At 67.4% G+C, this 24,874-nt stretch carries 23 protein-coding genes; 7 read left to right on the forward strand and 16 right to left on the reverse strand.

Going from position 1 to position 24,874, the window contains the following annotated elements:
• The 3 genes from treZ to ABD260_RS31195 all read left to right on the forward strand — a co-directional run bounded on the left by treZ (position 1) and on the right by ABD260_RS31195 (position 3,126).
• The gene (gene treZ, locus ABD260_RS31185; RefSeq protein ID WP_344239328.1) at positions 1–1,728 is read left to right on the forward strand and encodes a malto-oligosyltrehalose trehalohydrolase; all 1,728 of its coding nucleotides are present in this window, start codon (positions 1–3) and stop codon (positions 1,726–1,728) included.
• 158 nt (positions 1,729–1,886) lie between these two features.
• Positions 1,887–2,078 (forward strand): hypothetical protein, encoded by a 192-nt coding sequence (locus ABD260_RS31190; protein ID WP_344239330.1) that lies wholly within the window; start codon positions 1,887–1,889, stop codon positions 2,076–2,078.
• A gap of 223 nt (positions 2,079–2,301) precedes the next feature.
• The gene (locus ABD260_RS31195) at positions 2,302–3,126 is read left to right on the forward strand and encodes an SAM-dependent methyltransferase (protein WP_344239332.1); all 825 of its coding nucleotides are present in this window, start codon (positions 2,302–2,304) and stop codon (positions 3,124–3,126) included.
• 564 nt (positions 3,127–3,690) lie between these two features.
• Here the strand turns inward: ABD260_RS31195 and ABD260_RS31200 are convergent.
• Positions 3,691–6,267: a GNAT family N-acetyltransferase gene (locus tag ABD260_RS31200; RefSeq protein WP_344239334.1), complete on the reverse strand. Its 2,577-nt coding sequence runs from the start codon at positions 6,265–6,267 to the stop codon at positions 3,691–3,693.
• An 89-nt stretch (positions 6,268–6,356) separates the two neighbouring features.
• Between ABD260_RS31200 and ABD260_RS31205 the strand changes: the two genes are divergently transcribed.
• Positions 6,357–6,809, forward strand: coding sequence for a GNAT family N-acetyltransferase (locus ABD260_RS31205; protein ID WP_344239336.1), 453 nt, complete (start codon positions 6,357–6,359; stop codon positions 6,807–6,809).
• Here ABD260_RS31205 and ABD260_RS31210 read toward each other — a convergent pair.
• From ABD260_RS31210 to ABD260_RS31225, 4 genes are all read right to left on the reverse strand, one after another.
• Positions 6,793–7,410 (reverse strand): TMEM175 family protein, encoded by a 618-nt coding sequence (locus ABD260_RS31210; protein WP_344239338.1) that lies wholly within the window; start codon positions 7,408–7,410, stop codon positions 6,793–6,795. The genes ABD260_RS31205 and ABD260_RS31210 overlap by 17 nt on opposite strands.
• A gap of 25 nt (positions 7,411–7,435) precedes the next feature.
• A complete protein-coding gene (gene arfA / locus ABD260_RS31215) occupies positions 7,436–8,935 on the reverse strand; it encodes an arabinosylfuranosidase ArfA (protein WP_344239340.1) in 1,500 nt (499 codons plus the stop codon).
• 77 nt (positions 8,936–9,012) lie between these two features.
• Positions 9,013–10,023: a LacI family DNA-binding transcriptional regulator gene (locus ABD260_RS31220; RefSeq protein WP_344239342.1), complete on the reverse strand. Its 1,011-nt coding sequence runs from the start codon at positions 10,021–10,023 to the stop codon at positions 9,013–9,015.
• 51 nt (positions 10,024–10,074) lie between these two features.
• A complete protein-coding gene (locus ABD260_RS31225; RefSeq protein WP_344239344.1) occupies positions 10,075–10,287 on the reverse strand; it encodes a hypothetical protein in 213 nt (70 codons plus the stop codon).
• A 120-nt stretch (positions 10,288–10,407) separates the two neighbouring features.
• On the opposite strand from ABD260_RS31225, the gene ABD260_RS31230 reads away from it, so the two are divergent.
• The 3 genes from ABD260_RS31230 (at position 10,408) to ABD260_RS31240 (ending at position 12,680) form a co-directional block, all read left to right on the forward strand.
• Complete coding sequence (locus ABD260_RS31230) at positions 10,408–11,082, forward strand: glycoside hydrolase family 75 protein (RefSeq protein ID WP_344239346.1); 675 nt, start codon at positions 10,408–10,410, stop codon at positions 11,080–11,082.
• Between the two features lie 92 nt (positions 11,083–11,174).
• Positions 11,175–12,227, forward strand: a complete 1,053-nt coding sequence (locus ABD260_RS31235; RefSeq protein WP_344239348.1) for an aminotransferase class V-fold PLP-dependent enzyme — start codon at positions 11,175–11,177, stop codon at positions 12,225–12,227.
• Positions 12,228–12,248: 21 nt separating this feature from the next.
• The gene (locus ABD260_RS31240) at positions 12,249–12,680 is read left to right on the forward strand and encodes a MerR family transcriptional regulator (protein WP_344239350.1); all 432 of its coding nucleotides are present in this window, start codon (positions 12,249–12,251) and stop codon (positions 12,678–12,680) included.
• Positions 12,681–12,683: 3 nt separating this feature from the next.
• On the opposite strand, the gene fdhD is transcribed toward ABD260_RS31240, so the two are convergent.
• The 11 genes from fdhD to alr all read right to left on the reverse strand — a co-directional run bounded on the left by fdhD (position 12,684) and on the right by alr (position 24,810).
• A complete protein-coding gene (gene fdhD / locus ABD260_RS31245) occupies positions 12,684–13,319 on the reverse strand; it encodes a formate dehydrogenase accessory sulfurtransferase FdhD (protein WP_344239418.1) in 636 nt (211 codons plus the stop codon).
• 177 nt (positions 13,320–13,496) lie between these two features.
• The gene (locus tag ABD260_RS31250; protein ID WP_344239352.1) at positions 13,497–14,819 is read right to left on the reverse strand and encodes a molybdopterin molybdotransferase MoeA; all 1,323 of its coding nucleotides are present in this window, start codon (positions 14,817–14,819) and stop codon (positions 13,497–13,499) included.
• Entirely contained in the window at positions 14,816–15,025 is a 210-nt protein-coding gene (locus ABD260_RS31255) for a formate dehydrogenase subunit delta (RefSeq protein WP_344239354.1), read from the reverse strand. Before ABD260_RS31255 ends, ABD260_RS31250 begins: the two co-directional genes overlap by 4 nt.
• Before the next feature lie 11 nt (positions 15,026–15,036).
• The gene (gene fdhF / locus ABD260_RS31260) at positions 15,037–17,847 is read right to left on the reverse strand and encodes a formate dehydrogenase subunit alpha (RefSeq protein WP_344239356.1); all 2,811 of its coding nucleotides are present in this window, start codon (positions 17,845–17,847) and stop codon (positions 15,037–15,039) included.
• Positions 17,844–19,535: a formate dehydrogenase beta subunit gene (locus ABD260_RS31265; protein WP_344239358.1), complete on the reverse strand. Its 1,692-nt coding sequence runs from the start codon at positions 19,533–19,535 to the stop codon at positions 17,844–17,846. Before ABD260_RS31265 ends, fdhF begins: the two co-directional genes overlap by 4 nt.
• On the reverse strand, positions 19,532–20,026 hold the full coding sequence (locus ABD260_RS31270; RefSeq protein WP_344239360.1) for an NAD(P)H-dependent oxidoreductase subunit E: 495 nt from the start codon (positions 20,024–20,026) through the stop codon (positions 19,532–19,534). The genes ABD260_RS31265 and ABD260_RS31270 overlap by 4 nt, the downstream gene beginning before the upstream one ends.
• Positions 20,027–20,361: 335 nt before the next feature.
• On the reverse strand, positions 20,362–21,915 hold the full coding sequence (locus tag ABD260_RS31275; protein ID WP_344239362.1) for an N-acetylmuramoyl-L-alanine amidase: 1,554 nt from the start codon (positions 21,913–21,915) through the stop codon (positions 20,362–20,364).
• A complete protein-coding gene (locus ABD260_RS31280) occupies positions 21,885–22,043 on the reverse strand; it encodes a hypothetical protein (protein ID WP_344239364.1) in 159 nt (52 codons plus the stop codon). The genes ABD260_RS31275 and ABD260_RS31280 overlap by 31 nt, the downstream gene beginning before the upstream one ends.
• A gap of 45 nt (positions 22,044–22,088) precedes the next feature.
• Positions 22,089–22,721: a M15 family metallopeptidase gene (locus tag ABD260_RS31285; RefSeq protein ID WP_344239366.1), complete on the reverse strand. Its 633-nt coding sequence runs from the start codon at positions 22,719–22,721 to the stop codon at positions 22,089–22,091.
• Positions 22,718–23,683: a D-alanine--D-alanine ligase family protein gene (locus ABD260_RS31290; protein ID WP_344239368.1), complete on the reverse strand. Its 966-nt coding sequence runs from the start codon at positions 23,681–23,683 to the stop codon at positions 22,718–22,720. The genes ABD260_RS31285 and ABD260_RS31290 overlap by 4 nt, the downstream gene beginning before the upstream one ends.
• Positions 23,680–24,810 carry an alanine racemase gene (gene alr, locus ABD260_RS31295; protein WP_344239370.1) on the reverse strand — a complete coding sequence of 377 codons (1,131 nt, stop codon included), beginning with the start codon at positions 24,808–24,810 and terminating at the stop codon, positions 23,680–23,682. Before alr ends, ABD260_RS31290 begins: the two co-directional genes overlap by 4 nt.
• Positions 24,811–24,874: the final 64 nt, after the last annotated feature.

Genomic DNA, 24,874 nt, shown 5'->3' on the forward strand with positions numbered 1-24,874 from the left:
ATGCACACGTTCCGCGTCTGGGTGCCGCAGGCAACCACCGTCGACCTGGTACTGCGCGACGGCGTACTGCCGATGCGCTCCGGTGCTGACGGTTGGTGGGAGCGACAGGTGGTCGAGGCACACCACGGTACGGACTACGCGTACTCGGTCGATGGCAGTGACCCGCTACCCGATCCCCGGAGTCCGTGGCAGCCGGACGGCGTACATGGGTTCAGCCGAGTGTTCGACGCGGACCGGTTCGAGTGGAGCGACGACAGCTGGTCCGGTCGGGACGTACGTGGTGCGGTCTTCTACGAGCTGCACCTGGGTACGTTCACCCTCGAAGGCACGCTGGATGCCGCCGCAGAGCACCTGGACTACCTGGCGGTGCTGGGGGTGGAGGTGGTCTCGCTGCTCCCGGTCGCCGCGTTCCCTGGCGTACACGGCTGGGGGTACGACGGTGTGGATCTCTACGCAGTCCACAACCCGTACGGCGGACCGGAGGCACTGCAGCGGTTCGTCGACCGGTGTCACGAAGCCGGGCTGGCTGTTTGTCTCGACGTGGTCTACAACCACCTCGGTCCGAGTGGGAACTACCTGTCCAGCTTCGGTCCGTACTTCACCACCAAGCACTCCACGCCCTGGGGACCAGCAGTCAATCTCGATGACACGGGCAGTACTGAAGTACGCCGCTGGATCTGTGACAACGCACTACGTTGGTTCCGCGACTTCCACCTCGACGCGTTGCGCCTGGACGCCGTACACGCGCTGGTGGACGACAGCCCGACCCACCTGCTGCAGCAGCTCTCAGAAGAGGCTGCGGCGCTGTCGGAAGAGCTCGGGCGCCCGCTGGGGCTGGTAGCGGAGTCCGACCTCAACGACCCGCGTACGGTCGAACCAGTGTCGTCCGGTGGGATGGGAATGACCGCGCAGTGGAGCGACGACTTCCACCACGCGCTGCACTCGCTGCTGACCGGTGAGAAGTTCGGGTACTACGTGGACTTCGGTGACCCCGCGGTGTTCGCGAAGACCCTGACGCGGGTGTTCCTGCATGACGGCACGTACTCGACCTTTCGGCACAAGGTGTGGGGCCATCCGGTTGATCCGAGCACGCACCACGGCGGGCAGTTCCTCGCGTACACGTCCAACCACGACCAGATCGGCAACCGGGCACTGGGTGATCGGCCGGCGCTGACACCCGGACAGCTCGCGATCGGCGCCGCACTGGTACTGACCTCGCCGTACACGCCGATGCTGTTCATGGGTGAGGAGTGGGGTGCCTCGACGCCGTGGCGGTTCTTCACCGACTTCGACGAGCCGGCGCTGGCCGACGCGGTCCGGACCGGGCGGCGGCGTGAGTTCGCCGAGTTCGGCTGGGACGCGGACGACATCCCGGACCCGCAGGATCCGCAGACCTGGCGCAGTTCGGTGCTCGACTGGTCGGAGCCGGACGAGGCGCCGCATCACGAGATCCTGACCTGGTACCGGCATCTGCTGACCTTCCGGGCCCGGATGCCCGAGTTGCGCGACGACCGGCTGGAGTCGGTCGGGATCGCCTACGACCCGGCCGGCGCCTGGCTGGTGGTGACCCGCGGCAGTTTGCGGGTGGTGGCGAACCTGAGCGCCGCCGAGCGCGTCGTACCCGTCGACGAACCGCCTGAATACCTGGTGATGTCCTTCGCCACGGCCGAGGTGACGCCGGACGGAATCCGGTTGCCCGCTCACGGCGTCGCGATCGTGGCCGTCTAAGACTTTCCAAAGCCGCCCATTTCCGGCGGAATCCAACACAACGCGCCGTTCGAGCGTGTTCATCGATGGTGATTTCCGGAATCGCTTGTCTGCCAGGCCTGTCGTGGCGGACTGTGGATGAGCCAGCAGGGGACGGGGGGTTCGACGGGAGGATCGGGATGACAGTCGGAGGCGTCGACACTTATTACGACTACGAGGAAAAGCAGTGGAAGAGCCGGAGACTCGGCGGCGGACCGATCCGCCGCGGACCTGTCTGCCCGGCCCCTCGCACTGCTGAGCGTCCGGCTCATGCGGTCCGCCCGGCGCCCGAGCGCGACCACGAGGTAATGCCCAAACACACGCTGAACTGAGCAGCGCGAGGGCAGCAACAGGCAACAGTGGGTGGCACGGCCCGCCAGACCTGGTCACCCGATACCGCACAGCTCGCAGCGGCCGCCGTTCGACGGCCGTCGCTGCGAGCTGCTTTTGTTTGCGCCGTGCCGGGAAGCCACCGGAGACAGGCCGGGGCCGCGCGCGCGGTGGTTTCCGGGTCGCATAGAGTGACTTCTGTCTCGACAGGAAGGAATCCTCGCGATGGCCGACGCAGACGAGCAGGTGACGGAGAGCGGTCCGTACCCGGGCTTCGACACGACCAAGCCGAGCATCGCGCGGACGTACGACTACCTGCTCGGCGGCAAGGACAACTTCGCCGTCGACCGCGCCTTCGGGGACAAGTTCATCAAGGAGCTGCCGGGCTCACGGCAGATCGCGTACGACAACCGGGGCGCGCTGATTCGCGCGGTCCGTGAGATCGTCACCACCACGTCGGTCCGGCAGTTCATCGACCTCGGCAGTGGACTGCCGACGGCCGACAACGTGCACCAGGTGGCGCAGCGGTACGCGCCGCACGCCAAGGTCGTGTACGTCGACAACGACCCGATCGTGCTTGCCCACGGCCGCGCGCTGCTGGCCGAGAACGACTACACCACCGTGATCCAGGCTGATCTGCGCGAGCCGAAGGCGATCTTCGACAACCCGGACACGCTTCGGCTGATCAACTTCGACGAGCCGGTCGCGGTGATCTTCAGCGCCACCTTGCACCACGTGAACGACGACGAGAACCCGGCCGCGATCGTCCGCTTCTGGCACGACCGGATCGCCAGCGGCAGCCACGTCTTCATCAGTCATTTCCGCAGCGAGAACGATCCGCGCAGCCAGGAGCTCGAGCAGCTTCTGCAAGGTTCCCTCGGCCGCGGTCGCTGGCGTACCGACGAGCAGATCCTCGCCCTCTACGGCGAAGGCTTCACCGTCCTCGAGCCCGGCCTCACCCCCGCCGCCGAGTGGCGCGGCCCCGAGCTCCCGGACGACCTGACCGACTACCAACGCCTGATCGCCGCCGTCCTCGCCGTCAAAAACTGACCCACCCCCACCCAGCCGCACCACCCGGCGCCGGCACGACCGCGGCATCCGCACCCACCCGAGTCGCCCACTCACCGGGGCAACCGCGCCCGGTGGAGAGTACCCGCACCATGAGTGGGTATCCGGACAACCCGTCGAGCCGCGGTCCAGTCTTCCGGCGGAGCTTGAACACTCCGTGGGGAGTGCGGATACCTGCTCAGCTATCCACAGCCCCCACCAAGTGTTCACAGTTCGGCAGTTGTCCACGGTCCGCCGGTTGTCCACAGGGCCGGCAGTTTGAGGTGCCGACCTGCAACTGCGACCGTCGTCGGCTGCGCATCGGACAATCGGCAGCGCGACAGGTAGTGCACTCCCGAGACGCCGTACACCCCGGCCTCTCCACGCTCAGGTGCACTACCCACCCAACCCACACCTCCTGTCCACCTGCCCCACAATCCCAGCCCCACACCGCCCCACAACCCAGCCCGCGCCGCGCGCACACCACGTCACTGCAGCGTTGCAGGAGCTTTTCCTCGCTCACCTACGTGCCGGACCGCGCTTGCAACTGTGGACGGGCGGGTGGGTTCAGGAGGGGCGGGGTAGGAAGGCGAGTTGGGCGGTTTTGGTGGTGCCGTTCGGCTGGGGGATTTTGGTGGTTGGGCCGAGGGTGAAGCCGCTGCGGTGGAAGCGGTTGATGGCCTTGGTGTTCTCGGCGTCGGGGTCGACCACGATGCGGGGATGGCCGAGGTGGGTGAAGGCGAAGTCGGTGACCGCCGTGACCAGGTGGCCGGTGAAGCCGGGGCGGCGCGTGCCGGGCGCGATCAGGAGATGTACGCCCAGATCGCCCGGCTCGATCTCGTACCCGGTGCCGGCCGGATCGGCTTGTGGATCATAGGTCTGCAGCAGCGCGACCGGCGTACCGTCCAGCGACATGATGTACACGTGATGCGTCGGCACTTCGTCCAGGAAGCGATAGGTGGCCGCGATCTCCGCGCGGGACAGCGCGGTCATGCCCCAGAAGCTCGCCCGGTCCGCTGTCACCCAGTCGTGGATCAGGTCCAGGTCCCGCTCCGGATCGGCCGCCTCGATGCGTACGGTGCCCAGGGCGGACGTGGTCTCGTACGCGCCGTCCTCCCGCGTCAGCGCACCGGCCGCCGGAGCGAGTGACCCGCGCAACCACAGCGGAAGCTGATCGTGGTGATGCGGATCGCCGAGCACACCGGACGCCCCGAGCGGGACTACCCATTGACTGTCCGCGCGGTCCGCCAGGTCGAACGCGTACCGGGCGGCGGACGCGCGAATGCAGACATCGGTCAGGCCGGGCAGGCTCGACGTCGACAGGACGCAGTGGTGGTCGCCGGACAGACCGAGGTCGATCGGCTGCTCGCCGGGCGCAAACACCGGGCCGCGCAGCGCATGCAGCGGCGCGAGTTGATGGGTCTCGCCCCACGGCGGCCGGGGTTTGCGGGCGGCCACTTCTTCAAGCGCCTCGCGAGCCAGCCAGCGTACGTTGACATCCGGAAGGTCCGCGGCGATCAAGTTCTCCAGAGCGTACGAGACGTGAGTCAGCGGATCCATCCACGCGGTGAAAAGCTCTGGTACGTCGGCGTTTTCGAGCACCGTGAAGTGGTCGGTGAGCCGGGAGACGAGGGCCTTGCGCACCGCGGCGTACGAGGAGGCTGTTGTGCTACTGGCGTCCATGTGGCGATCCCAGGTCAGCAACTCGTTGCGTAGGGCAAGCGCTTGGCTGGAGAGATCGTCGAGCTCGGTGAGCAGGTCGAGGACAGAGCCGGCCGAGCCGAGGTACGTGTCGGTGTGGATGTCGGGCATGGTTTCGACCGACCAGTCGGTGCGTGCGGTGACCAGCTCGTGGATGCGGTCGGCCCGGTGCGGGGCGGCGAACTCGACACCGAGCGACGCCGCGAGTTGACGGGCGTTGGCCATCACCGCCGGACCGTGTACGTCGGCGCGCGGCATCGGATCGTGCCAGCCGTTCCACTGGTGGGCCGATTCCCAGGCGGGTACTACTCGGAGCATGTTTTCGCGGGGCCGGCGTGGTACGACGCCCGCGGTGCGATGCAGCAAGCCGCCAGAGGTGTCGGCGGCCATCACCACGTTCACCGGCTCGACCCAATCGTCGAAGGCCGCGTCTACCTCGTCCACAGAAGTTGCCCGCAGCAACCGAGGCAGCACCTCGAACCCCAGCCGCCCGGTCACCCGAGGTGGATACCGCAACGAGATCGCGGCCCTGCCGTCAATGGCCGAACTGATGACCGGGCCGCGGTCGGTCTCGATCACCTCGACTTCGACCGGGTCGGCCCCCGCGACCTCCACCTGCTCCGTGTGCGACGGCGCCGGCGCCCACCCGTCCGGTCCGAGCGCCTCAACCGCAGCGTCAGTACGCCGAAGCTGCTCCGCGAACAGATCCTGATAATCCGCCATCGCGTTCGTGATCGACCACGCAACGCTCCCCGCATGACCGAAATGCGCAATCCCCGGAATCCCAGGCACCGCCAACCCGAGTACGTCGAACTCCGGGCAAGTCAGCCGGACCTGCTGATAGATCCCAGGACTCTCGATGTACCGATGCGGATCACCCGCCAAGATCGCCTGTCCACTTGCCGTATGCGATCCAGGAATCAGCCACCCATTGCTCCCCGCCCCATGCGGCCCCTCCGACGAGAACAGTTCGACCGCCGACTCACCGAGGTGCTCCACCACATGCGTACGCCACAGCTTGCTCGGGAACCCCGCGAACAGGATGTGCACCGCCAGCCAGATCCCGAGCGGTGCCCACGGCTCCCACCGCTCCACCGCCAACCCGGTCTCGGCGAACTCCGGCGCCCGCGTCGCCCCACTAGGCAGCGCATGGTTCACCCCGTCGACGTACGCGGCCACCCACGCCCGCGTCTCCGGATCGAGCGCTTCGTAACACCGCCGCGCCGTGTCATCCAGCCGGGCCTGTCGCGCGAACACGTCCCACCCGACCGCCTCCGCGCCGAGGAACGCGGCAGTCGTCCCGAGACTCCGTCGCCGCTCGAACTCGATCTGCCAGGCCCGGTCCCGCGCCGCGTTCACGCCCTGCAGGTACGCCAACGCGAGCGGATCCCCGGCCCGCAAGTGCGGTACGCCGTACGTGTCCCGGAACACCCTCGCGTTCACAACCAGTCCCCCACTTCATCAAGTTAGGCTTGGCTAACTTACGCAGCCGCCGTCCGCCAGGCAAGTGCAATTGGCCTAAGCTCGGCCGCGTGATCAGGCCACTCGACCTCTCCGACCGCGCGCTCGCCGAGCGGCTCCTGCAGATCCAGCACGCCGCGTACGCGGTGGAGGCCGAGCTGATCGGCTTCGACGGCATCCCGCCGCTGCAGGAGGATCTGGCCGCCTTGATGTCGTCCACGGAGCATTGGCTCGGCCGGTACGAGGACGAACTGCTGGTCGGCGCCGTCGCGTACGAACTGCCGGATGCCGACACTGTCGAGATCTCCCGCCTGATCGTCGACCCCGCGTACGCGCGCCGCGGTCATGGCAAGGCGCTTCTCGATCACCTGGACCTGCTCGTGCCGCGCCGGTTCAGCCTGGTCTCGACCGGCACGGCGAACGGTCCCGCGGTGACGCTGTACACGTCCCGCGGGTACACGCCGACCGACCGGCTGGAGATCGCTCCTGGCGTCTACTTGACCCAGTTCAGTCGCGCGTCCTGAGCTGCTCGAACGCGTAGTACATCGCCAGCAGGAACGCGATCAGCAGCGTCACCTTCGCGGACAGGAACGAGATCCCGATCATCGCCGCGTAGAACAAGGTGCCGAGCGAGTACCGGAGGACGGACTTCCGCAGCTGCGCCTTGGTCAGCTGATGCTCGACCAGGTGGTTGCGCAGGACGTACCACCAGATCAGGCTGAACGCGATCGCGGCGAGCGTCAGGTTCGTGCTGTACACCGCGGCCGCGACATGCGCGTTGATCGACTCGTCCTTCAGGTGCTCGGCGAACATGCTGGTCGGGAACGGCAGCAGCGTCACCCACAACAGCAGGAACAGGTTGAGGAACATCAACCCGCGATCGGTCCGCTCGATCTGCCGGAACATCGAGTGGTGATTGACCCACATGATCCCGAGCACCGCGAAGCTGGCCAGGTACGCCGCGAACTGCGGCCACTCGTGCAGCAGCGCGGGCCACAGCCGCCGGCCCTCGGACAGCACGGGTGCGTGCAGCTCGAGGACCAGCAGCGTGATGGCGATCGCGAAGACGCCGTCACTGAACGCTTCCAGCCGGGACGTCTCGGCAAGGTCGGACTGATTGCTCACGGCCACACAGTCTGAACCACCCGGATCACTTGGTCGACAGAGAAACCGCGACCCAGCTGATCGCCGGTAGCGTAATCGTGAGTTTGCCGTCGGCCAGCCGGGTCTCCAGCGGCTTCGCGGTGACGCGATCCGGGTCGGCGGCGGTGTTGGTCGCGGTCAGATCCTCGTCGTGGATGACGACTGCCTCGTCGACTGTGGTGACACCGCTCCGGCTGACGTCCACGGTGATTTCGACCGGGCCTTCGGTGGAGCGGTTCGCGGCGAAGATCGACAGGCGGCCCGCGTCGTACGTAGCGACCGCGTCGACGGCCGGGATCGCGCCGTACCGTGTGGTGCTGACCGTCGGCGACTCGGTCTCGACGCGCAGTACCTGACCGCCCGCGAGCCGGGAGGTGATCGCGAACGGGTGGAACGTCGTCTGCCGCCAAGCCGCGCCGCCGGGCTCGGTCATGATCGGGGCAATCACATTCGCGAGCTGGGCCAGGCACGCGACGCCGACGCGGTCACTGTGCCGGAGCAGCGAGATCAACAAGTTGCCGACGACAACGGCATCGGTGGCGTTGTACTGGTCCTCGATCCGGCGCGGAGCGACCTCCCACTGATCGGCCGGACCGTCCGTGCGGCGCGATCGGTCTCCGTACCAGACGTTCCACTCGTCGAACGAGATGCCGATCTTCTTGCTGCTCTTCAGCTCCGCGCCGACGTGGTCAGCCGTTGCGACGACCGCGTCGATGAAATGGTCCATGTCCACCGCGGACGCGACAAAAGACGCGGTGTCGCCGTCGTCGTTGCCGTAGTACGCGTGGCAGGAGATGTACTCGACGAACTCGTACGTCTCCCGCAGTACGTCCCGCTCCCAGGTCCCGAAGAGCGGCATCTTCGACGAGGACGAACCACACGCGACGAGCTGCAGGTCCGGCTCGATCATCCGCATCGCCCGCGCGGTCTCGGCCGCCAGCCGCCCGTACTCGGTCGGTGTCTTGTGACCGACCTGCCAGGGGCCGTCCAGTTCGTTGCCGAGGCACCAGAGCTTGATCCCGTACGGTCCCGCGCCGTGCTGCTCGCGCCGGTCGGAGAGCGTCGTACCGCCGGGGTGGTTGGTGTACTCGAGCAGATCGAGCGCCTCCTGCACGCCCCTGGTCCCGAGGTTGATCGCCATCATCGGCTCCACGCCGGCCTTCGCGCACCAGCGACTGAACTCGTCCAGCCCGAACTCGTTCGTCTCGATGCTGTGCCAAGCCAGGTCGAGCCGCCGCGGCCGCTCGTCCCGCGGACCGACGCCGTCCTCCCAGCGGTAACCGGAGACGAAGTTCCCGCCGGGGTAGCGGACGACGGACACGCCCAGTTCGCGGGTCAGTTCCAGGACGTCCTTGCGGAAGCCGTCCTCGTCGGCGGTCGCGTGGCCGGGCTCGTAGATGCCGGTGTAGACGCACCGGCCCATGTGCTCGACGAACGTACCGAAGGTCCGCCGGTTCACCGGGGCGACGGTGAACGCGCGATCGATGGTCAGAGTGGCAGCGGGCACCAGGATGCTCCTGTTCTACATCGGTGTACTACATCGGTGTAGAAGTGTGCCCGGGTGGTTCCGGACGGGTCAAGGGGTCAGTGCGCGCCGAGCGTGGATTCGCGGGTGTGCAGCGCGTACGGGGCGACGATCTCGCGATGTTCGGAGGTGTCGCCGGCCATCCGCTGAACTAGCAGGTCGACCGCGGTCCGGGCGATGTGCACCCGGTTCGGGTCGACCGTGGTCAGGGTCGGGCTGCTGAAACTGGCCTCGTCGATGTTGTCGAAGCCGGCCACTGCGACATCGTCCGGGACGCGGATGCCGCGCGCGGTCAGCGCCCGGATCGCACCGAGCGCGAGGACGTCGTTCAGGGCGAGCACCGCATCGAATTCCGGCCCGGTCGCGAGCAGCTCCGCGATCGCGTCCGCGCCGCTCGACCGATGCCAGTTCCCGCCGGAGACGGTCAGTTCGAGGGGCACCGGGACGCCGTACTCGGTCAGCGTTTCGGCGTACGCGTCGTACCTGATCGCGGCGGTGCCGACCTTCTCGCCGGGGCGTACGCCGATCACCGCGATCCGCCGCCGGCCTTGATCGAGCAGATGCCGGACGACCGCCTTCGTCCCCTCGACGTTGTCGATCATCACGTGGTCGACCGGGCCGTGGAAGATCCGTTCGCCGAGCAGCACCATTGGGGTCGAGGTGTTCAGTTCGTCGACGTCCTCCGGGCCGAGGCCGAGCGGGCTGTAGAGCAGTCCGTCGACCAGGTGGCCGCGCGGCCGGGCGAGCGCGGTCAGCTCGCGTTCGCGGTCGGCGCCGGTGGTTTCGATCATCACCGTCAGGCCGTGATCGCCCGCGGCGGCGATGGCGGCGTCGGCGAGTTCGGCGAAGTACGGGTTGGTCAGCTCGGGTACGGCGAGCGCGATCACGCCCGTACGCCCGGACTTCAGGTTCCGCGCGGACAGGTTCATCCGGTAGCCGAGGGCCTCGATCGCGGCCAGCACCTTGGTCCGGGTCTCGGCGCGGATGTACGGGTACCCGTTCATCACGTTCGAGACCGTCTTCGGTGAGACGCCGGCCTCCCGCGCCACATCGCGCATCGTCACGGCCACGGCAGTTCCCCACTCATGGGACGCCACGGTAGTGCACGGCGCGTGACCGGGTCAGTCGTCGGTGGGCTCAGTGGGTGCGGCCGGCTCGTGCGGTGGGCGGCGCAGTGGGTTGGGTTGCGGGCCGGCCGAGGTGGCGCCGGGGTGGTCCGGCACGTCCGGCTCGTCGTCGGGGTCGAACTCGACGCCTTCCTCGCGCAGCGTTTCGTCGGCTGCCGGGTCCATCTCGTGTCCGGGGTGGGGCAGGCCGGGCCGGTCGAAGCTCATCGCATCCTCCCAAGGGCAGGCGTTTCCGGTACCCACGATACGTATTGTTAAATAGTAACCACTCTGTGTAGCATGACCGGCGAAAACCTTCCATTCCGTTCCGCGCCCCCGGAGGTAATGATGGTTCGACGCTTCAGCCTGCTCGGTCTCGCCGTGGCCCTGGCCGGTCTGACCCTGGTGGTACCGATCCGAAGTTCGCAGGCCGGCGAGCTGGCCGCCCCGACCGCCGACCAGCTCCGCGCCAAGGCAACGTGCGCCGCGCAGCTGTCCAACGGGAAGTACGCCCACGACGAAGGTGACGCACGGACTGTCAAGGTCTGCAAAACCGGCGATGCGGTGCATTGGACCGCCGATCTGGACATCGACTGTGACGGCCAGCGGACGACGCAGTGCAGCGAGAACACCGATCCTTCGTTCCAGCCGGACACGTCGTTCCATCAGTCCGACGGGCGGCCGCTGAACTCGGCCGGGTTGCCGTTCATCGTCGTACCGCTGCCGAGCTCGGTCTGGGACTACCGCACGGCCGGGATCGGCGGTGCGACCGTCGCCGCGGTCGTGTACCAGGACAAGGTCGCGTACGCGGTCGTCGGTGACGAAGGACCGACCGGCATCATCGGCGAGGGCTCGTACAAGCTGGCCCAGCAACTCGGCATCAACCCGAACCCGTCATCCGGCGGCATCGACGGCGCGGTCGTCACGTACATCCTCTTCCCCGGCGTCAAGGCGTCCCCCATCGAATCCACCACCGACATCACCACCAAGGGCCAATCCGCCGCCACCGCCTTCGTCCAATAACCCCGCGCACCCCGGCTTCGGTCGGCTTTGAGAACTCACCGCGTGTGAAAGTGCGTGGTGGGTTCTCAAAGGGGAGTCCGTAGGGTTGGGGGATGGAGAGTGCGGAGCTGGCGGAGTTGTGGGATGTGGAGGCGGGGTGGTTGAACACCGCTTCGTACGGGTTGCCGCCGCGGGTGGCGTGGGAGGCGTTGCAGGCCGCGCTTTCCGAGTGGCGGGTCGGTGCGACCAGCTGGGAGCCGTGGGACGAGTCGACCACGCGGGCTCGGGCTGCGTTTGCGCGATTGATCGGCGCGGACGCCGCGGATGTGTTCGTCGGAAGTACGGTTTCCGCCGCGCTGGTACCGATCGCCGCCGCGCTGCCGGACGGAGCGCGCGTACTGACCGATGATGCCGAGTTCACGTCGAACGTCTTCCCGTGGCAGGTGCACGCCGATCGTGGCGTCGACGTGATCGCCGTACCGGGTGACGAGGTGATCGCGGCGATCCGCCCGGGTATCGACCTGGTCGCGGTGAGCGCGGTGCAGTCGTCGACCGGCGCCGTACTGGACCTGGCGGAGGTTGTTGCCGCGAGCAAGGAAGTTGGCGCGCTGGTGGTGATCGACGCGACCCAGGCGGCCGGCTGGCATCCGATCGGGGTGGACGGTGTCGACGCGCTGATCGCCCACAGTTACAAGTGGTTGATGTCGCCGCGCGGCGCCACCTTCGGGTACCTGTCGCCGGAGCTGCAGGAGCGCTGCCGGCCGATGGCAGCCGGTTGGTACGCGGCCCGCGACGTCCACGGGTCGTACTACGGGACGGCGATGGAGCTTGCCCCCGGCGCGCGCCGGTTCGACCAATCGCCCGCTTGGTTCTCGTTCGTCGGCGCGGCGCCGGCGCTCGAACTGATCGAGCACCTCGGCGTCGGCACGATCAACCGGCACAACCTCGCGCTGGCGAACGAGTTCCGCGCCGGCCTCGGGCTGGCGCCGTCGAACAGCGCGATCGTCAGTACCAACCTGCCCGGTGCCGAGGAGGCGTTCGCGGCGGCCGGGATCCGGGCCGCGGTCCGGGGTGGGAAGCTGCGCGCGTCCTTCCACATCTATTCGACCCAGGACGACGTCCACCGAGCACTGGACGCCCTCAAACCACTACTGCCAGGAAGCTAGATCCGGGTTAAGGTGCCGCGTATGGGTGCTGGGCTGAGTATCGGGCAGGTGGCGGAGCGGACCGGGTTGAGTGTGCACGCGCTCCGGTTCTACGAGCGTGAGGGCTTGCTCGCGGACCCGGTACGGCGCGAGTCGAACGGGCGGCGCGTCTACACCGAGGACGACGTCGAGTGGCTGGACATGTGCATCAAGTTCCGGTCGTCGGGGATGCCGCTGGACACCATTCGGCAGTACACGGATCTGGTTCGGCAGGGGCCCGGGAACGAGGCGGATCGGTTGGCGCTGTTGCGTAGTCATCAGGACTACGTGGCGGCGCAGATCCAGGAGCTCACCGAGTGCATGAACGTGATTACGCACAAGGTCACCGTGTACGCGCAGCATGTCGAGGACGGGACGGCGTCGTGTGTGTGGGTGACGCCTTCCAGCCAGGACGGGGCGAGCGAGGCGTCGTGACGGTCAGGTCGTGACGCGGTCGGGGCGGCTGTAGACGTTCAGGTTGCCGTTGCGGATGAAACCGGCGAGCGTCAGGCCGGATTCGGCGGCGAGATCGATCGCGAGGGAGCTCGGGGCGGACACTGCGCCGAGGACCGGGATTCCTGCCATCACCGCCTTCTGCGCCAGCTCGAACGAGGTCCGGCCGGACACGATCAGGATCAGCCCGCGCGCAGGAACGCGACCGTTCAGCAGCGCCCAGCCGATCACCTTGTCGACGGCGTTGTGCCGGCCGACGTCCTCGCGTACGACGAGCAGATCGCCCTTCGGGGTGAACAGTCCGGCGGCGTGCAATCCACCGGTGCGGTCGAACACCTGCTGCTGTTTGCGCAGTGCGTCCGGGAGGGCAGCGAGTACTTCGTACGCGATGGCAGTGGGGTCTGTTGCGGGGGAGTAGCGGGTTTTCGTGCGGACTGCGTCGAGGGAGGCTTTGCCGCAGACGCCGCAGGAGGATGTGGTGTAGAAGTTGCGCTCTACACCGGTCGTGGGTGGCGGGACGTGCGGGGCGAGGGTCAGGTCGAGGACGTTGTACGTGTTGGGGCCGGCGTCGTCGAAGGAATCGCAGTAGCGGGCCAGCCGGACGTCGTCGGGGGCGCCGATGACGCCTTCGGTGTGGAGGAATCCGGTGGGCCAGTTCGAGGTCGTGGCCTGGGGTACGCATCGTTACTGCCAAGGGTGTGCTGTTGACGCGTAGTTCCAGCGGTTCTTCCACCGCGATCGAGTCGGCTCGAGGTCGTACGACGCCGTCCACCACCCGGTTGACGGGGCGGCGGGCGATCAGCCTCCCCATGGCGGCATTCCGGTGAGGAGGCGGGCGGCGATCGCCTTGGTGGGGCCAGGGGTGACGACGGCCAGGGCGTCGGCGGTCGCGGGACCGCGGAGCATGGCGGAGCCGTCGTGGCCGATCGGCACGGCGCCTTCTGGTGTTAGGCGTACGGGTAACAGGCGGGTGTTGGTTGGGTGGCAGTGCACTCCGCCGGGGATGGGGATCTGTGGGAGCTCGGGCAGGGGGAGACCACGCATGCGCTGGAGGGCTGCTACGCCCAGGGTGAGGAAGGCGACGAGTGCGGCGAACGGGTTGCCTGGTAGGCCGAGGATCAAGCGTCCGTCGCGCATCCGAGCCAACGCCTGCGGGTGCCCTGGGCGGCACGCGACGCCGTCGACGATCAGCTCAGCTCCGAGCGCGGCCAACGCCCGCCGCAAATGATCCGCCGGTCCAGCTGCTGAGGACCCCGAAACCAAGGTCAGGTCAGCCTCGCTCGCCCGCAGCCCGGCAACCAACTCCTCCAACGAGTCCCCCAAATGCCTGACTCCAGCTGAGTCGCCAGGCGCTGCACCCCGGGCGGCTTGGAGCAGGCGGGCGCCGGATTGGGTGATGAGGGTGGGCAGCATGGGGCCGATGGCGTCGCGTACGTGGCCTGGGCCGGACGGGCCTTGATGGACCAGCTCATCGCCGGTGATGAGCGCGGCGACGGTCGGCTGGGGGATCACCGTGAGCCGATCAAGCCCAACCGTCGCAGCCAGTCCAAGCACCGCCGGCCCAACAATCACCCCCGCCGGAAGCAGCTGATCCCCAGCCTGGCACTCCTCGCCGGCCCGCCGAATGTGGTCCCGCGCCGGCGTACGGAAGGTTTGGGTTAGGTGGTTGGCGGTGCGGACTGCGTGTTCGGTGGGGACTACTGCTGTGGTGCCTGCGGGGACTGTGGCGCCGGTGACGATGGTGGTGGCTTGGCCGGGGGTTAGCTGGGTGGTGGTGGTTGCGGTGGCGGGGATGTGGTGGGTGATCTGCCAGGGGCCGGGTCCGCAGACGGCGTATCCGTCCATGGCTGATCGGTCCACCGGTGGGACTGCGACTGGGGAGATCAGTGGTGCGGCCAGTATGCAGCCGGGGGTCTCGCTCAGGTCCAGGGAGACGGCGGATCCGGGCCGAGCGACGGCGTGGGCCAGTTGGCGGGCGGTGTCCCACGAGACGTGGCTGGAATGCGCGGGGAGGTGGCTGGAGTGAGCAGGGGTGTGGCTGGGGTGACGCGGGTGTTCGGGGCCGTCGTCCACGGGATCACTGTGGCTGACCGGCCGCGGGTTGTCTAACCGGCTGGTCACGGGCGGGATTGCAGGTGGTGGGTGGCTTGGGCGGCGGCGGGAGCGAGGTCCTGGGCGCCGGACTGGGCGTACTCGATCAGCGCGCGCTTCATCCGCGGATCCCACGTCGCCCGCAGGTGGTTGGCGATCGCGGTGGCCGCGTCGGCAGCAGGACGATGGGCGAACTGGGCGGCGATCTCATTCGCCAGCCGAACGTACGGCGGCATCCCACCACTCATCATTTGCCTCCAGCAACAACTGTTTCAAGGGCCGGGACGGAGGCCGGAACGAGATCGACCTGGACCGCGGTGACCTTGTATTCGGGGCAGTTCGTGGCCCAGTCCGAGTTGTCGGTGGTGACCACATTCGCCCCGCTCACCGGATGATGGAAGGTCGTGTAGCACACCCCGACCGGCATCCGATCGGAAATCTTCGCACGCAGTTCGGTCCGCCCGACCCGGCTGGACAACGCCACCAGATCCCCATCGGTCACCCCGCGCACTTCGGCATCATGCGGATGCAACTCCAGTACGTCCTCAGCATGCCAAGCCACGTTCGCCGTCCGCCGTGTCTGCGCCCCGACGTTGTACTGCGAGAGGATCCGCCCCGTCGTCAAGATCAACGGGTACTTCCGGGTCGACCGCTCCGACGTCGGCACGTACACGGTCTCCATGAACCGCCCTTTGCCGCGGGTGAATTCGTCCGAATGCATGATCGGCGTACCCTCCGGATGCTCCACGTCGCAAGGCCATTGGATCGAGCCGAGTTCGTCCAGCCGAGCGAACGACACTCCGGTGAACGTCGGCGTGGTCAACGCGATCTCGTCCATGATCTGCGCCGACGATTCGTACTGCATCGGATATCCCATCGCCTGCGCTAGCTCGCAGACGATCTCCCATTCCTGCTTGCCGGTTCGCGGCGCCATGATCGGCCGGACCCGGTTGATCCGCCGCTCGGCGTTCGTGAACGTCCCGTCCTTTTCCAAGAACGAGGTCCCGGGCAGCAGTACGTGCGCGAACTTCGCGGTCTCGTTGACGAAAAGATCCTGCACCACCAGCAGTTCCAGCGCACCGAGCGCCGCGAATACATGCTGCGTGTTCGGATCGGACTGCGCGATGTCCTCGCCCTGCACGAACAAGGCCTTGAACGAACCGTCGATCGCCGCGTCGAACATGTTCGGGATCCGCAGACCGGGTTCGTTCAGAATGGGCGTACCCCACAACTGCTCGTAGATTTCGCGCACATTGTCATCGGAAACGTGCCGATAACCGGGCAGTTCGTGCGGGAACGAACCCATGTCGCACGAACCCTGGACATTGTTCTGGCCGCGCATCGGGTTCACACCGACGCCCGGCCGGCCGATGTTCCCGGTCGCCATCGCGAGATTCGCCATGCCCATCACCATGGTCGAGCCCTGGCTGTGTTCGGTGACGCCGAGACCGTAGTAGATGGCCGCGTTTCCGCCGGTCGCGTACAGCCGTGCCGCCGCGCGGATCCTGTCGGCCGGTACGCCGCAGATGTCCGCGACCGCCTCCGGACTGTGCTCCGGCTGCGCGATGAACGTCTCCCACGCCTCGAAGTCCTCGCACCGGCTCGCGACGAACTCCCGGTCCACCAGCCCTTCCGTCACGACCACATGCGCCAACGCGTTGACGATCGCGACATTCGTCCCCGGCCGGAGCTCGAGGTGGTACGCGGCCTCGACATGCGGTGTACGCACCAGGTCGATCCGCCGCGGATCGATGACGATCAGTTTGGCGCCCTGCCGAAGGCGCTGTTTCATTCGCGATCCGAACACGGGGTGGGCGTCGGTCGGGTTCGAACCGATCACCAGGATCACATCGGACTCGTCGACGGAACGGAAGTCCTGCGTCCCGGCCGATTCCCCGAAGGTCTGTTTCAGGCCGTACCCGGTGGGTGAATGACAAACCCGCGCACAGGTGTCGACGTTGTTGTTTCCGAACACGGCCCGCACCATCTTCTGGACCGCGTACACCTCTTCGTTCGTCGTCCGCGACGAGGTGATCGCGCCGATCGACCCTTGCCCGTGCGCTGCCTGGATCTCGCGCAGCCGCCGCGCGGTGAACGAAATCGCCTCCGGCCACGAAACCGTCCGCCACGGGTCGGAAATCGAGTCCCGCACCATCGGCTCCAGCACCCGGTCCGGATGACTCGCGTACCCGAACGCGAACCGCCCTTTCACACACGAGTGCCCTTCGTTCGCGCCACCGTTCTTGTACGGCACCATCCGCACCAGCTCGTCACCGCGCAGTTCGGCCTTGAACGAACAGCCGACCCCGCAGTACGCGCATGTCGTCAGCACTGTCCGCGTCGGCATGCCGAGCTCGACGACCGATTTCTCCTGCAAGGTCGCGGTCGGACACGCCTGTACGCAGGCGCCGCAGGAAACGCAGTCCGAGTCGAGGAACGACCCACCCGCACCGGCGGCGACCTTCGAGTCGAACCCGCGCCCTTCGATCGTCAGCGCGAACGTTCCCTGTACTTCGTCACACGCGCGGACGCAGCGCGAGCAGGCGATGCACTTGGACGCCTCGAAATCGAAGTACGGGTTGGAGGAATCCGTCGGTAGATCCAGATGATTCGCACCGGCGTCGACACCCGATCCGTACCGGACTTCGCGCAGTCCGGTGACGCCGGCCATGTCCTGCAGCTCGCAGTCGCCGTTGGCCGAGCAGGTCAGGCAGTCGAGCGGATGGTCGGAGATGTACAGCTCCATCACGCCGCGGCGCAGTTTGCCCAGCCGCTCGTTCTGCGTACGTACGACCATGCCGGCCGCGACCGGTGTAGTGCAGGAAGCGGGCGTACCGCGGACGCCGTCGATCTCGACCACGCACAATCGGCAGGACCCGAACGCCTCCAGGTTGTCGGTCGCGCACAGTTTGGGTACGTCGACACCGGCCTCCTTCGCGGCGCGCATCACCGACGTACCCGGTGGGACTTGCACTGCCACGCCGTCGACGGTCAGCTCGATGGTGGCGGCACCGGGGCGGGCCGGCGTACCGAAATCGGGTTCTTTGAGCAGCGTCATGCGTGGAAGTCCTCTCCGAAGTGGCGGACGGCACTGCGTACCGGCATCGGGGTCAGGCCGCCCATCGCGCAGAGCGAGCCGTCGGTCATCAGTTCGCACAGGTCCTCGAGCAGGCCCAGGTTCCGCGCCCGGTCGCTGCCGGCGGTGTCGGTCAGGATGCGGTCGATCGTCTCCGCGCCGCGGACCGCGCCGACGCGGCACGGCGTGCACTTGCCGCACGACTCGGCCGCGCAGAACTCGAACGCGAACCGGGCCATCGCGGCCATGTCCACGGTGTCGTCGAACACCACGATCCCGCCGTGCCCGACCATCGCGCCGGCCGCCGAGAACGCCTCGTAGTCCATCGGGAGGTCGAACTGATCGACCGGGAGGTACGCGCCGAGCGGGCCGCCGACCTGGACCGCGCGCACCGGCCGGCCGGACGCGGTACCGCCGCCGAAGTCGTTGACGAGCTCGCCGAGGGTGATGCCGAACGCCGTTTCGACGATGCCGCCGCGGGCGATGTTCCCGCCGAGCTGGAAGACGCTGGTACCTAGGGAACGGCCGGTTCCGTACGCGGCGTACTGCGCCGGACCGTCCGCGATGATTGCCGGGACCGTTGCCAAGGACAACACGTTGTTGACCACGGTCGGTCGGCCGAAAAGTCCTTGCAGGGCTGGGATCGGAGGCTTGGAACGAACCATGCCGCGTTTGCCTTCGAGGCTTTCGAGCATGGAGGTTTCCTCGCCGCAGATGTACGCGCCGGCGCCGACGCGTACTTGCAGGTCGAAGCTGAAACCCGAGCCGAGGATGTCCGGTCCCAGCCAGCCTTGCGCGCGGGCTTGGTCGATTGCCGCTGTCAGGGTTGTTACCGCGTCGGGGTATTCGGAGCGGAGGTAGACGTAGCCTTCGGCGGCACCGACGGCGTACGCGGCGATCGTCATGCCTTCGATCAGGGTGAACGGGTCGCCTTCGATCAGCATCCGGTCGGCGAAGGTGCCGGAGTCGCCCTCGTCGGCGTTACAGCAGACGAACTTCAGGTCCGCTTCGGCGGCGAGGACGGTACGCCATTTGATCCCGGTGGGGAAGCCGGCGCCGCCGCGTCCGCGCAGACCGGACTCCACCACTGCTTCAACCACTTCCGCCGGTGTCATTTCCAGCGCGGCCCGAAGCCCTCTCATCCCACCGTGCGCCTGATAGTCGGCGGCCGACCGCGGATCCACCACCCCCACCCGCACAAACGTCACCCGCTGCTGCTTGGCCATCCACGGCAACTCATCCACAAGCCCAAGAAACCCTGCAATAGATGGTGAGCCAGTGAGCATGCCGGCGGCGATCAGGCCGTCGACGTCCTCGGGTGCAACTGGTCCATAACCGACTCGTCCCTCAGGTGTCTCCACCTCCACCAACGGCTCCAGCCACAACATCCCCCGCGACCCGGTGCGGACGACCTCCACGTCACCCGCCTGCGCCGCGATCCGCTCGGCAACCTCATCCGCTCCTACTGACCGCGCCGCCGAATCAGCGGAGACAAACACCCGGGTCACCGGATGAGCAGGCAGGCGAGTGTCCGGCGCAGAGGTGGCTGGGTCGACTTCAGGTGAGGTGGTGGGGATGCGGGTGCTCGGCTCGCGGTGCGACGGGCGGTCGTCCCGCGCGGGGCCTGCTCGGTCGTCGTCGTGCGCCGACCCCGACCCGGCGGCGCTCATCGGGCTTCTCCTAGGAGGGCGTCGAGGCGGGTGGGGGTTACTCGGCCGTGGAGCTTGTTGCCTACTTGGACGGCGGGGCCGAGGGCGCAGTTGCCGAAGCAGTACGTCTGTTCGAGGGTCAGGCGGTTGTCGGCGGTGGTTTCGCCGAAGGTGCAGCCGGTGGCGGCCTGGGCATGTGCGGCGAGGGCGGCCGCGCCGACGGAACGGCATGCTTCGGCCTGGCAGATGGTGACGGTGGTACGACCGGCCGGCGTACGCCGGAAGTCCTTGTAGAACGTGACCACGCCATGTACCTCGGCGACCGAAAGGTTCAGTACCTCGGCGAGGACCGCGACATCGGCCGGCGCTACGTACCCGAGCTCCTCCTGCACCGCATGCAGGATCGGGATCAGTGGTCCGCGCAGCTCTCGCCGGGCGAGGGCGATCTCGCGCACTCGCTGGGCGCGCCCGGGGACCGGGTCGGGGGCGGCGGCCACGACCTCACTCGTCATGCATACAACATTCCGTCGCCAACCCCGCCCCGGTCAAAGCAATGCTCGCTATCAAGCGATAGACACTGCCTATCACCAGCCGATTGCTCTGGCTCGGAGGTTGACCAATCCAGAGCATCGTTCCGGATGCACTTGTCCCCGCAACCCCGTCGTTCCGCCTCGCCGAACCTCCGCCGGGCGATCCGCCCCAAACCGGTTCGGGGAGGATCGCCCGCCCGGATCGGGCAGTAGCACTCCCCGATGGCGGTCACGCGCCTCCCCAAACCGGTTTGGGGAGGCGCCCGGCTCGCGCCGTGATCGAGGCGGTTTATGGCGTGGATTTCCGGCGCTTGACGTTAGACAGCGATCGCGCCGCCCCAGTTGTCGGTTGCGAGTCTTCCCTCGGTGTCGATGAAGAAGCGGTGCTCCAGCGAGCCGTCGGCGATGCGGTAGAAGACGTGATGAGCATCAGGCGTGGACAGCCCGACAGGATCGCCCACCACCACACCGACCGCGCCCCAGTTGTCATTCGCGGGCGGATCGATCGTCGGCGACCAGTAGTAGTGCAGCAGATCGCCGTTCTCCTTACGGGCAAACACATGCTGCTGACCCTTGTGGGTAAACGCATGCGGATTGCCCACGAACGGCCCGCCCGCCCAAACATCGCCCAGCAACTGCCCCGACCCGTCGTCGAAGAAGTGGTGCTGCAACTGCCCTTCGGTGTTCCGGAAGAACACATGATGCTGCGAACCAGTACTGAATCCGGTCGGGTCCGACGCCACCCCGGAGGTGATTCCCCAGTTGTCGTTCGCCGGGTTCTGCCCTGGAATCCAGTACCAATGCTTCAATTCACCGTTCGGCCCGCGCCCGAAGATGTGTTGCTGATTCCGGTGAACGAAAGCATGCGGACTCCCCACAAAGGGCCCGCCCGCCCACACGCCCGTACTGATCTGATCCGTGCCCTGATCCCAGAACTTGTGTTCCAGATTGCCGTCTGGGTTCCGGTAGAACAGATGCTGCTGATGCGGGTACGAGAACCCGGACGGATTCGACAGCACCCGCCCTTCGGTGCCCCAATGATCGAGTACGGGCGCGCCACTGCCGGCCTGCCACCAATGGCTGATCGTGTTCTCACTGCTCCGCGCGAACACGTGCTGCTGACCGTTGTGCGGGTACCCGATCGGCCGTCCGACGAGCTTCGAACTACCCCAATCCTGAATCACCTTGTCCGTGGCCGGCGACCACATCAGATTGGTCAGCGTCCCGGTCGCGCCGACCGCGGCGACGTGCTGCTGATCGAGATACCGGTACGCCTGCCCCGCGACCCCGCCACCGTTCGCCATCAACGCAGCCACATCGGACCGCATCACGTCCAGGTCGATGAACGACGGGTCGATCTTCCCCGTCGTACTGGTCTCCCGATGCCCGCGCGCATAACTGGAGTCGCGCCCGAGCTGCGTCAGTACGGCGGCAGTAGCGCGCAACGATGCGTCGTACTGCGCCGGAGTCATCTGTTGATTGACGCCGTCGTAGTCGATCTCCCAGCCGATCATCATCGTGTTGCCATCGCCCGCGGGGATCGGCCCGCTCGCCCGCGCCGCGCCGGCGTGATTGCAGCGGTTCGCGGAGACGATGTGGAAGACACCGTTGTAGTCGACCAGCGCGTGCGCCAACGGGCCTTGCAGGTCGGAGCGTCCGTTGATGACGATGTTCAGGGCCGGTGCCGGGTTGCTCGGGCTCGATCGGGCGGCCGTGTGGTGCCAGAGCACGCCGAACGGATTGAACGACCCGGACACCCCGCGGCCCTGCCAGTTGCCTTCCTCGACGACCTGGACGCCGGCCGACCGCAGTACGTCGGCGAGCCAGGGGATGACCGCCATCAGGTCGGCCTGATCAGGTCGGCGACGCATTCAGGCTTCTTCTTCAGCGCCTGCGCCGGAAGCGGGATGGTCGCGCCGACCGCGACTGCGGCGACTGGAACGGACAGTAGGAGGCGGCGGGACAGTTTAGGTGTGTGCTTTTGTGAATTGGGCGGCATGACGGCATGACAGCAGCCCGCCCACGGCCCGGCAACGCTTGCAATTCAGGTCGAAAGGCCCAACAGGCTTGGTGCGGGACCGTAGATCGCGGCCGGGCGGTCCTCCAGGTAGGCCCAGTAGCGGTCGCCGTACGACCAATGCCACCACTCGGTCGGGTAGTTCACCAGCCCGGCGGCTGTTAGTACATCGGCCAGCAATGAGCGGTTCGTCCGCGCCTCGCGGCTGATGTTGACGGCCGCGAAGAAGCACGCGCCGTCGCTCTGCTCAGGCGTCGCATCGATCGGCGTACCAAGATCCAGCTCGCCACCGGCTCCGACCAGCGTCAGATCGACCGCCGCACCGGCCACATGCGGCGCGACCTCGACCGGTGACACAAACCGGCTGGCGAGCACGTGCACGTCCCGGTCGGAGATCCCCGGATGCAGCCGCTCCAGCTCGGCGCGGTACCCGTCGTAGATCTCCTGCTGACTCTCGATCGGCCGCAATCCTTCGCGTACGTGCAACCGGAGGCCCGCGGGCAAGAAGGCATCCGCCAGCGCGAGCCGATCCGCCACGCCCTCCCGCGCGAACTGCCGCCCGGTGGTCGCGATGCCGCGAGTGAACAGGTCGACCAGCGGTTCGTCGCTCTCGATCGCCGGGATGCGGGTGATCCGCTCGTCGCTCAGCAAGACGGTCATCCGCGCGCCACCGCCGTCCGGATCAAGGTGTCGACAACCTCGGCGTACGACATGCCGGCCGCCGCGAACATCCGTGGAAACTGCGAGGCGGGCGTGAACCCGGGGAACGTGTTGATCTCGTTCACCACCGGTTCGCCATCGGCCGGTACGAAGAAGTCGACCCGCGCGAGTCCGGCACAGCCAAGGACATCGAACGCATCGAGAGCCGTACGCCGCAATTGCTCGGCCAGATCCTCGTCCAGGAAGGCGGGTACGACGAAGCGCGTCCGGCTGCTCTCGTACTTCGCGGTCGCATTGAAGAACGGCTGCCGCGGATCGGCATGAATCTCCAACGCGGGTGCGGTTTCGACTCGTCCGTCCGGAAACTCCAGTACCGCGAGGTCGATCTCGCGGCCGGCCATCTCCCGCTCGATCAGTACATGCCGGTCGATGATCGCCGCATCTGCGATCGCGGCCTCCAAGGACATCGGATCGATCGCCCGGGTGACCCCGAAGCTGGAGCCGCCGTTCCCGGGCTTCACGAACAGTGGAAACTCCAGTCCGGCCGCCTTGAGCTGCTGCAGCACCGACTCGGTATCGGTCAGGTCCGCGCCGCGCAGCGTGATGCCCGGCGTCACCGGGATGCCGTGCGCGGACAGCAGCGCCTTGGTCAGATGCTTGTCCAGTCCGATCGCACTGGCCGCGATCCCACTGCCTACGTACGGAACCTTGAGCTGCTCGAGGAAGCCCTGCAGCCGGCCGTCCTCACCGCCTTCGCCGTGCAGCGCCGGGATCGTCACCTCGCAGGCCTGCAAGATCTCGATCGCCTCGTGCTGACCGTCGACCCAGTTGCCATCAGCATCGATCACCAGCGGGATCGCCGTGTGACCGAGCAGTTCGACCGCCCGGATGATTCCGTTGCCACTGGCAAGTGATACCGTACGCTCCGGGCTCGCGCCGCCCATCACCACCGCGACCTTCATCGCGTACCCTCCTCGTACCGTCGCGGAACCCGCTTGCCGAGGCCGCAGTAGAGCTCGTGGGAGATCGTGCCGGACCAGTCCGCCCAGTCACGGGCGGTCGGTTCGCCGCTCGTACCGTCGCCGAAAATCGTCACCGGCTCACCAGGTTCGACGCCAAGATCGCCGGCGTCGACGACGAACTGATCCATCGCGATCCGGCCGATCACGGGCATCCGTACGCCCCGGCACAGCACGCTGGCCCGGCCGGCCGCGGCGCGGGGGATTCCGTCGGCGTACCCGATCGGCACGAGCGCGATCGTGGTATCGCGATCGGCGACGAAGTCATGCCCGTACGAAACGCCTTCGCCCGCGCGGATCCGGCGTACTTGCGCCAGCTTGCTGACCAACCGCATCGCCGGACGCAATCCGATCCCGAGATCGTCGATCCCGTACAGGCCGGCGCCGATCCGGACCAGGTCGGTGTCCGGTGCGTCGAGCGTGATCGCGCCGGCCGAATTCGCCAGGTGGACGACGCTCGGCCGCAGACCGGCGCGGCGGGCGAGACTCACCCCGGTCCGCAGGAGCTGGAGCTGTCGTTCGCTCTGCACGGCATCGGCGGAGTCGCCGTGCGAGAGATGCGACCAGATCCCGCGGACCGTGACGGCGCCGAGCGCCTCGTAGTGCGCCGCCGTTCGGGTGAGCTCGATCCAGTGATCCGGCGCGCTGCCGGATCGGTGCAGGCCGGTGTCCAGCTTCAGCTGTACGTAGGGCACAACTGAGACGACTTGCTGGAGTTCGGCAACGGTCGAGACGCTGACATCCACGCCGGCGTCGCTGAGCAGCATCAGTTCCGCGGCGTCGTACAGCCAGGTCAGGATCGGTACGGTCAGCCCGGCCGCGCGTAGTTCGAAGGCTTCGCTGGCATGCGCGACGCCCAGCCAGGTCGCGCCCGCTTCGACGGCGGCGCGCGCGACCGGTACGGCGCCGTGCCCGAATCCGTCGGCCTTGACAACGGCCAGGACCTCTTGCGGTACGCGGTGGCGGAACGTGCGGACGTTGTCGCGGATGGCGGACAGGTCGACGACCGCCTCCGCCAAACCGGTGATCCCGTCTGTCGCCGGGCGGGGGCGGGACTGAACCAGGTACATGCCAGTCATTGTTGTTTCCGGCAACGATCCCGATCATCGGAGTGCGGACGGATGTCCGCGCGGG

Origin of the sequence: Kribbella hippodromi, from assembly GCF_039531045.1 — a bacterium.
GTDB lineage: Bacteria > Actinomycetota > Actinomycetes > Propionibacteriales > Kribbellaceae > Kribbella > Kribbella hippodromi.

What these genes read in the sequence shown, in the direction of transcription:
- treZ (WP_344239328.1), top strand. Translation starts at nt 1, where the DNA reads ATGCACACGTTCCGCGTCTGGGTGCCGCAGGCAACCACCGTCGACCTG.
- ABD260_RS31190 (WP_344239330.1), top strand. Translation starts at nt 1,887, where the DNA reads ATGACAGTCGGAGGCGTCGACACTTATTACGACTACGAGGAAAAGCAG.
- ABD260_RS31195 (WP_344239332.1), top strand. Translation starts at nt 2,302, where the DNA reads ATGGCCGACGCAGACGAGCAGGTGACGGAGAGCGGTCCGTACCCGGGC.
- ABD260_RS31225 (WP_344239344.1), bottom strand. Translation starts at nt 10,287, where the DNA reads ATGAGCTTCGACCGGCCCGGCCTGCCCCACCCCGGACACGAGATGGAC.
- ABD260_RS31230 (WP_344239346.1), top strand. Translation starts at nt 10,408, where the DNA reads ATGGTTCGACGCTTCAGCCTGCTCGGTCTCGCCGTGGCCCTGGCCGGT.
- ABD260_RS31235 (WP_344239348.1), top strand. Translation starts at nt 11,175, where the DNA reads ATGGAGAGTGCGGAGCTGGCGGAGTTGTGGGATGTGGAGGCGGGGTGG.
- ABD260_RS31240 (WP_344239350.1), top strand. Translation starts at nt 12,249, where the DNA reads ATGGGTGCTGGGCTGAGTATCGGGCAGGTGGCGGAGCGGACCGGGTTG.
- ABD260_RS31255 (WP_344239354.1), bottom strand. Translation starts at nt 15,025, where the DNA reads ATGCCGCCGTACGTTCGGCTGGCGAATGAGATCGCCGCCCAGTTCGCC.
- fdhF (WP_344239356.1), bottom strand. Translation starts at nt 17,847, where the DNA reads ATGACGCTGCTCAAAGAACCCGATTTCGGTACGCCGGCCCGCCCCGGT.
- ABD260_RS31265 (WP_344239358.1), bottom strand. Translation starts at nt 19,535, where the DNA reads ATGAGCGCCGCCGGGTCGGGGTCGGCGCACGACGACGACCGAGCAGGC.
- ABD260_RS31270 (WP_344239360.1), bottom strand. Translation starts at nt 20,026, where the DNA reads ATGACGAGTGAGGTCGTGGCCGCCGCCCCCGACCCGGTCCCCGGGCGC.
- ABD260_RS31275 (WP_344239362.1), bottom strand. Translation starts at nt 21,915, where the DNA reads ATGCGTCGCCGACCTGATCAGGCCGACCTGATGGCGGTCATCCCCTGG.
- ABD260_RS31280 (WP_344239364.1), bottom strand. Translation starts at nt 22,043, where the DNA reads ATGCCGCCCAATTCACAAAAGCACACACCTAAACTGTCCCGCCGCCTC.
- ABD260_RS31285 (WP_344239366.1), bottom strand. Translation starts at nt 22,721, where the DNA reads ATGACCGTCTTGCTGAGCGACGAGCGGATCACCCGCATCCCGGCGATC.
- ABD260_RS31290 (WP_344239368.1), bottom strand. Translation starts at nt 23,683, where the DNA reads ATGAAGGTCGCGGTGGTGATGGGCGGCGCGAGCCCGGAGCGTACGGTA.
- alr (WP_344239370.1), bottom strand. Translation starts at nt 24,810, where the DNA reads ATGTACCTGGTTCAGTCCCGCCCCCGCCCGGCGACAGACGGGATCACC.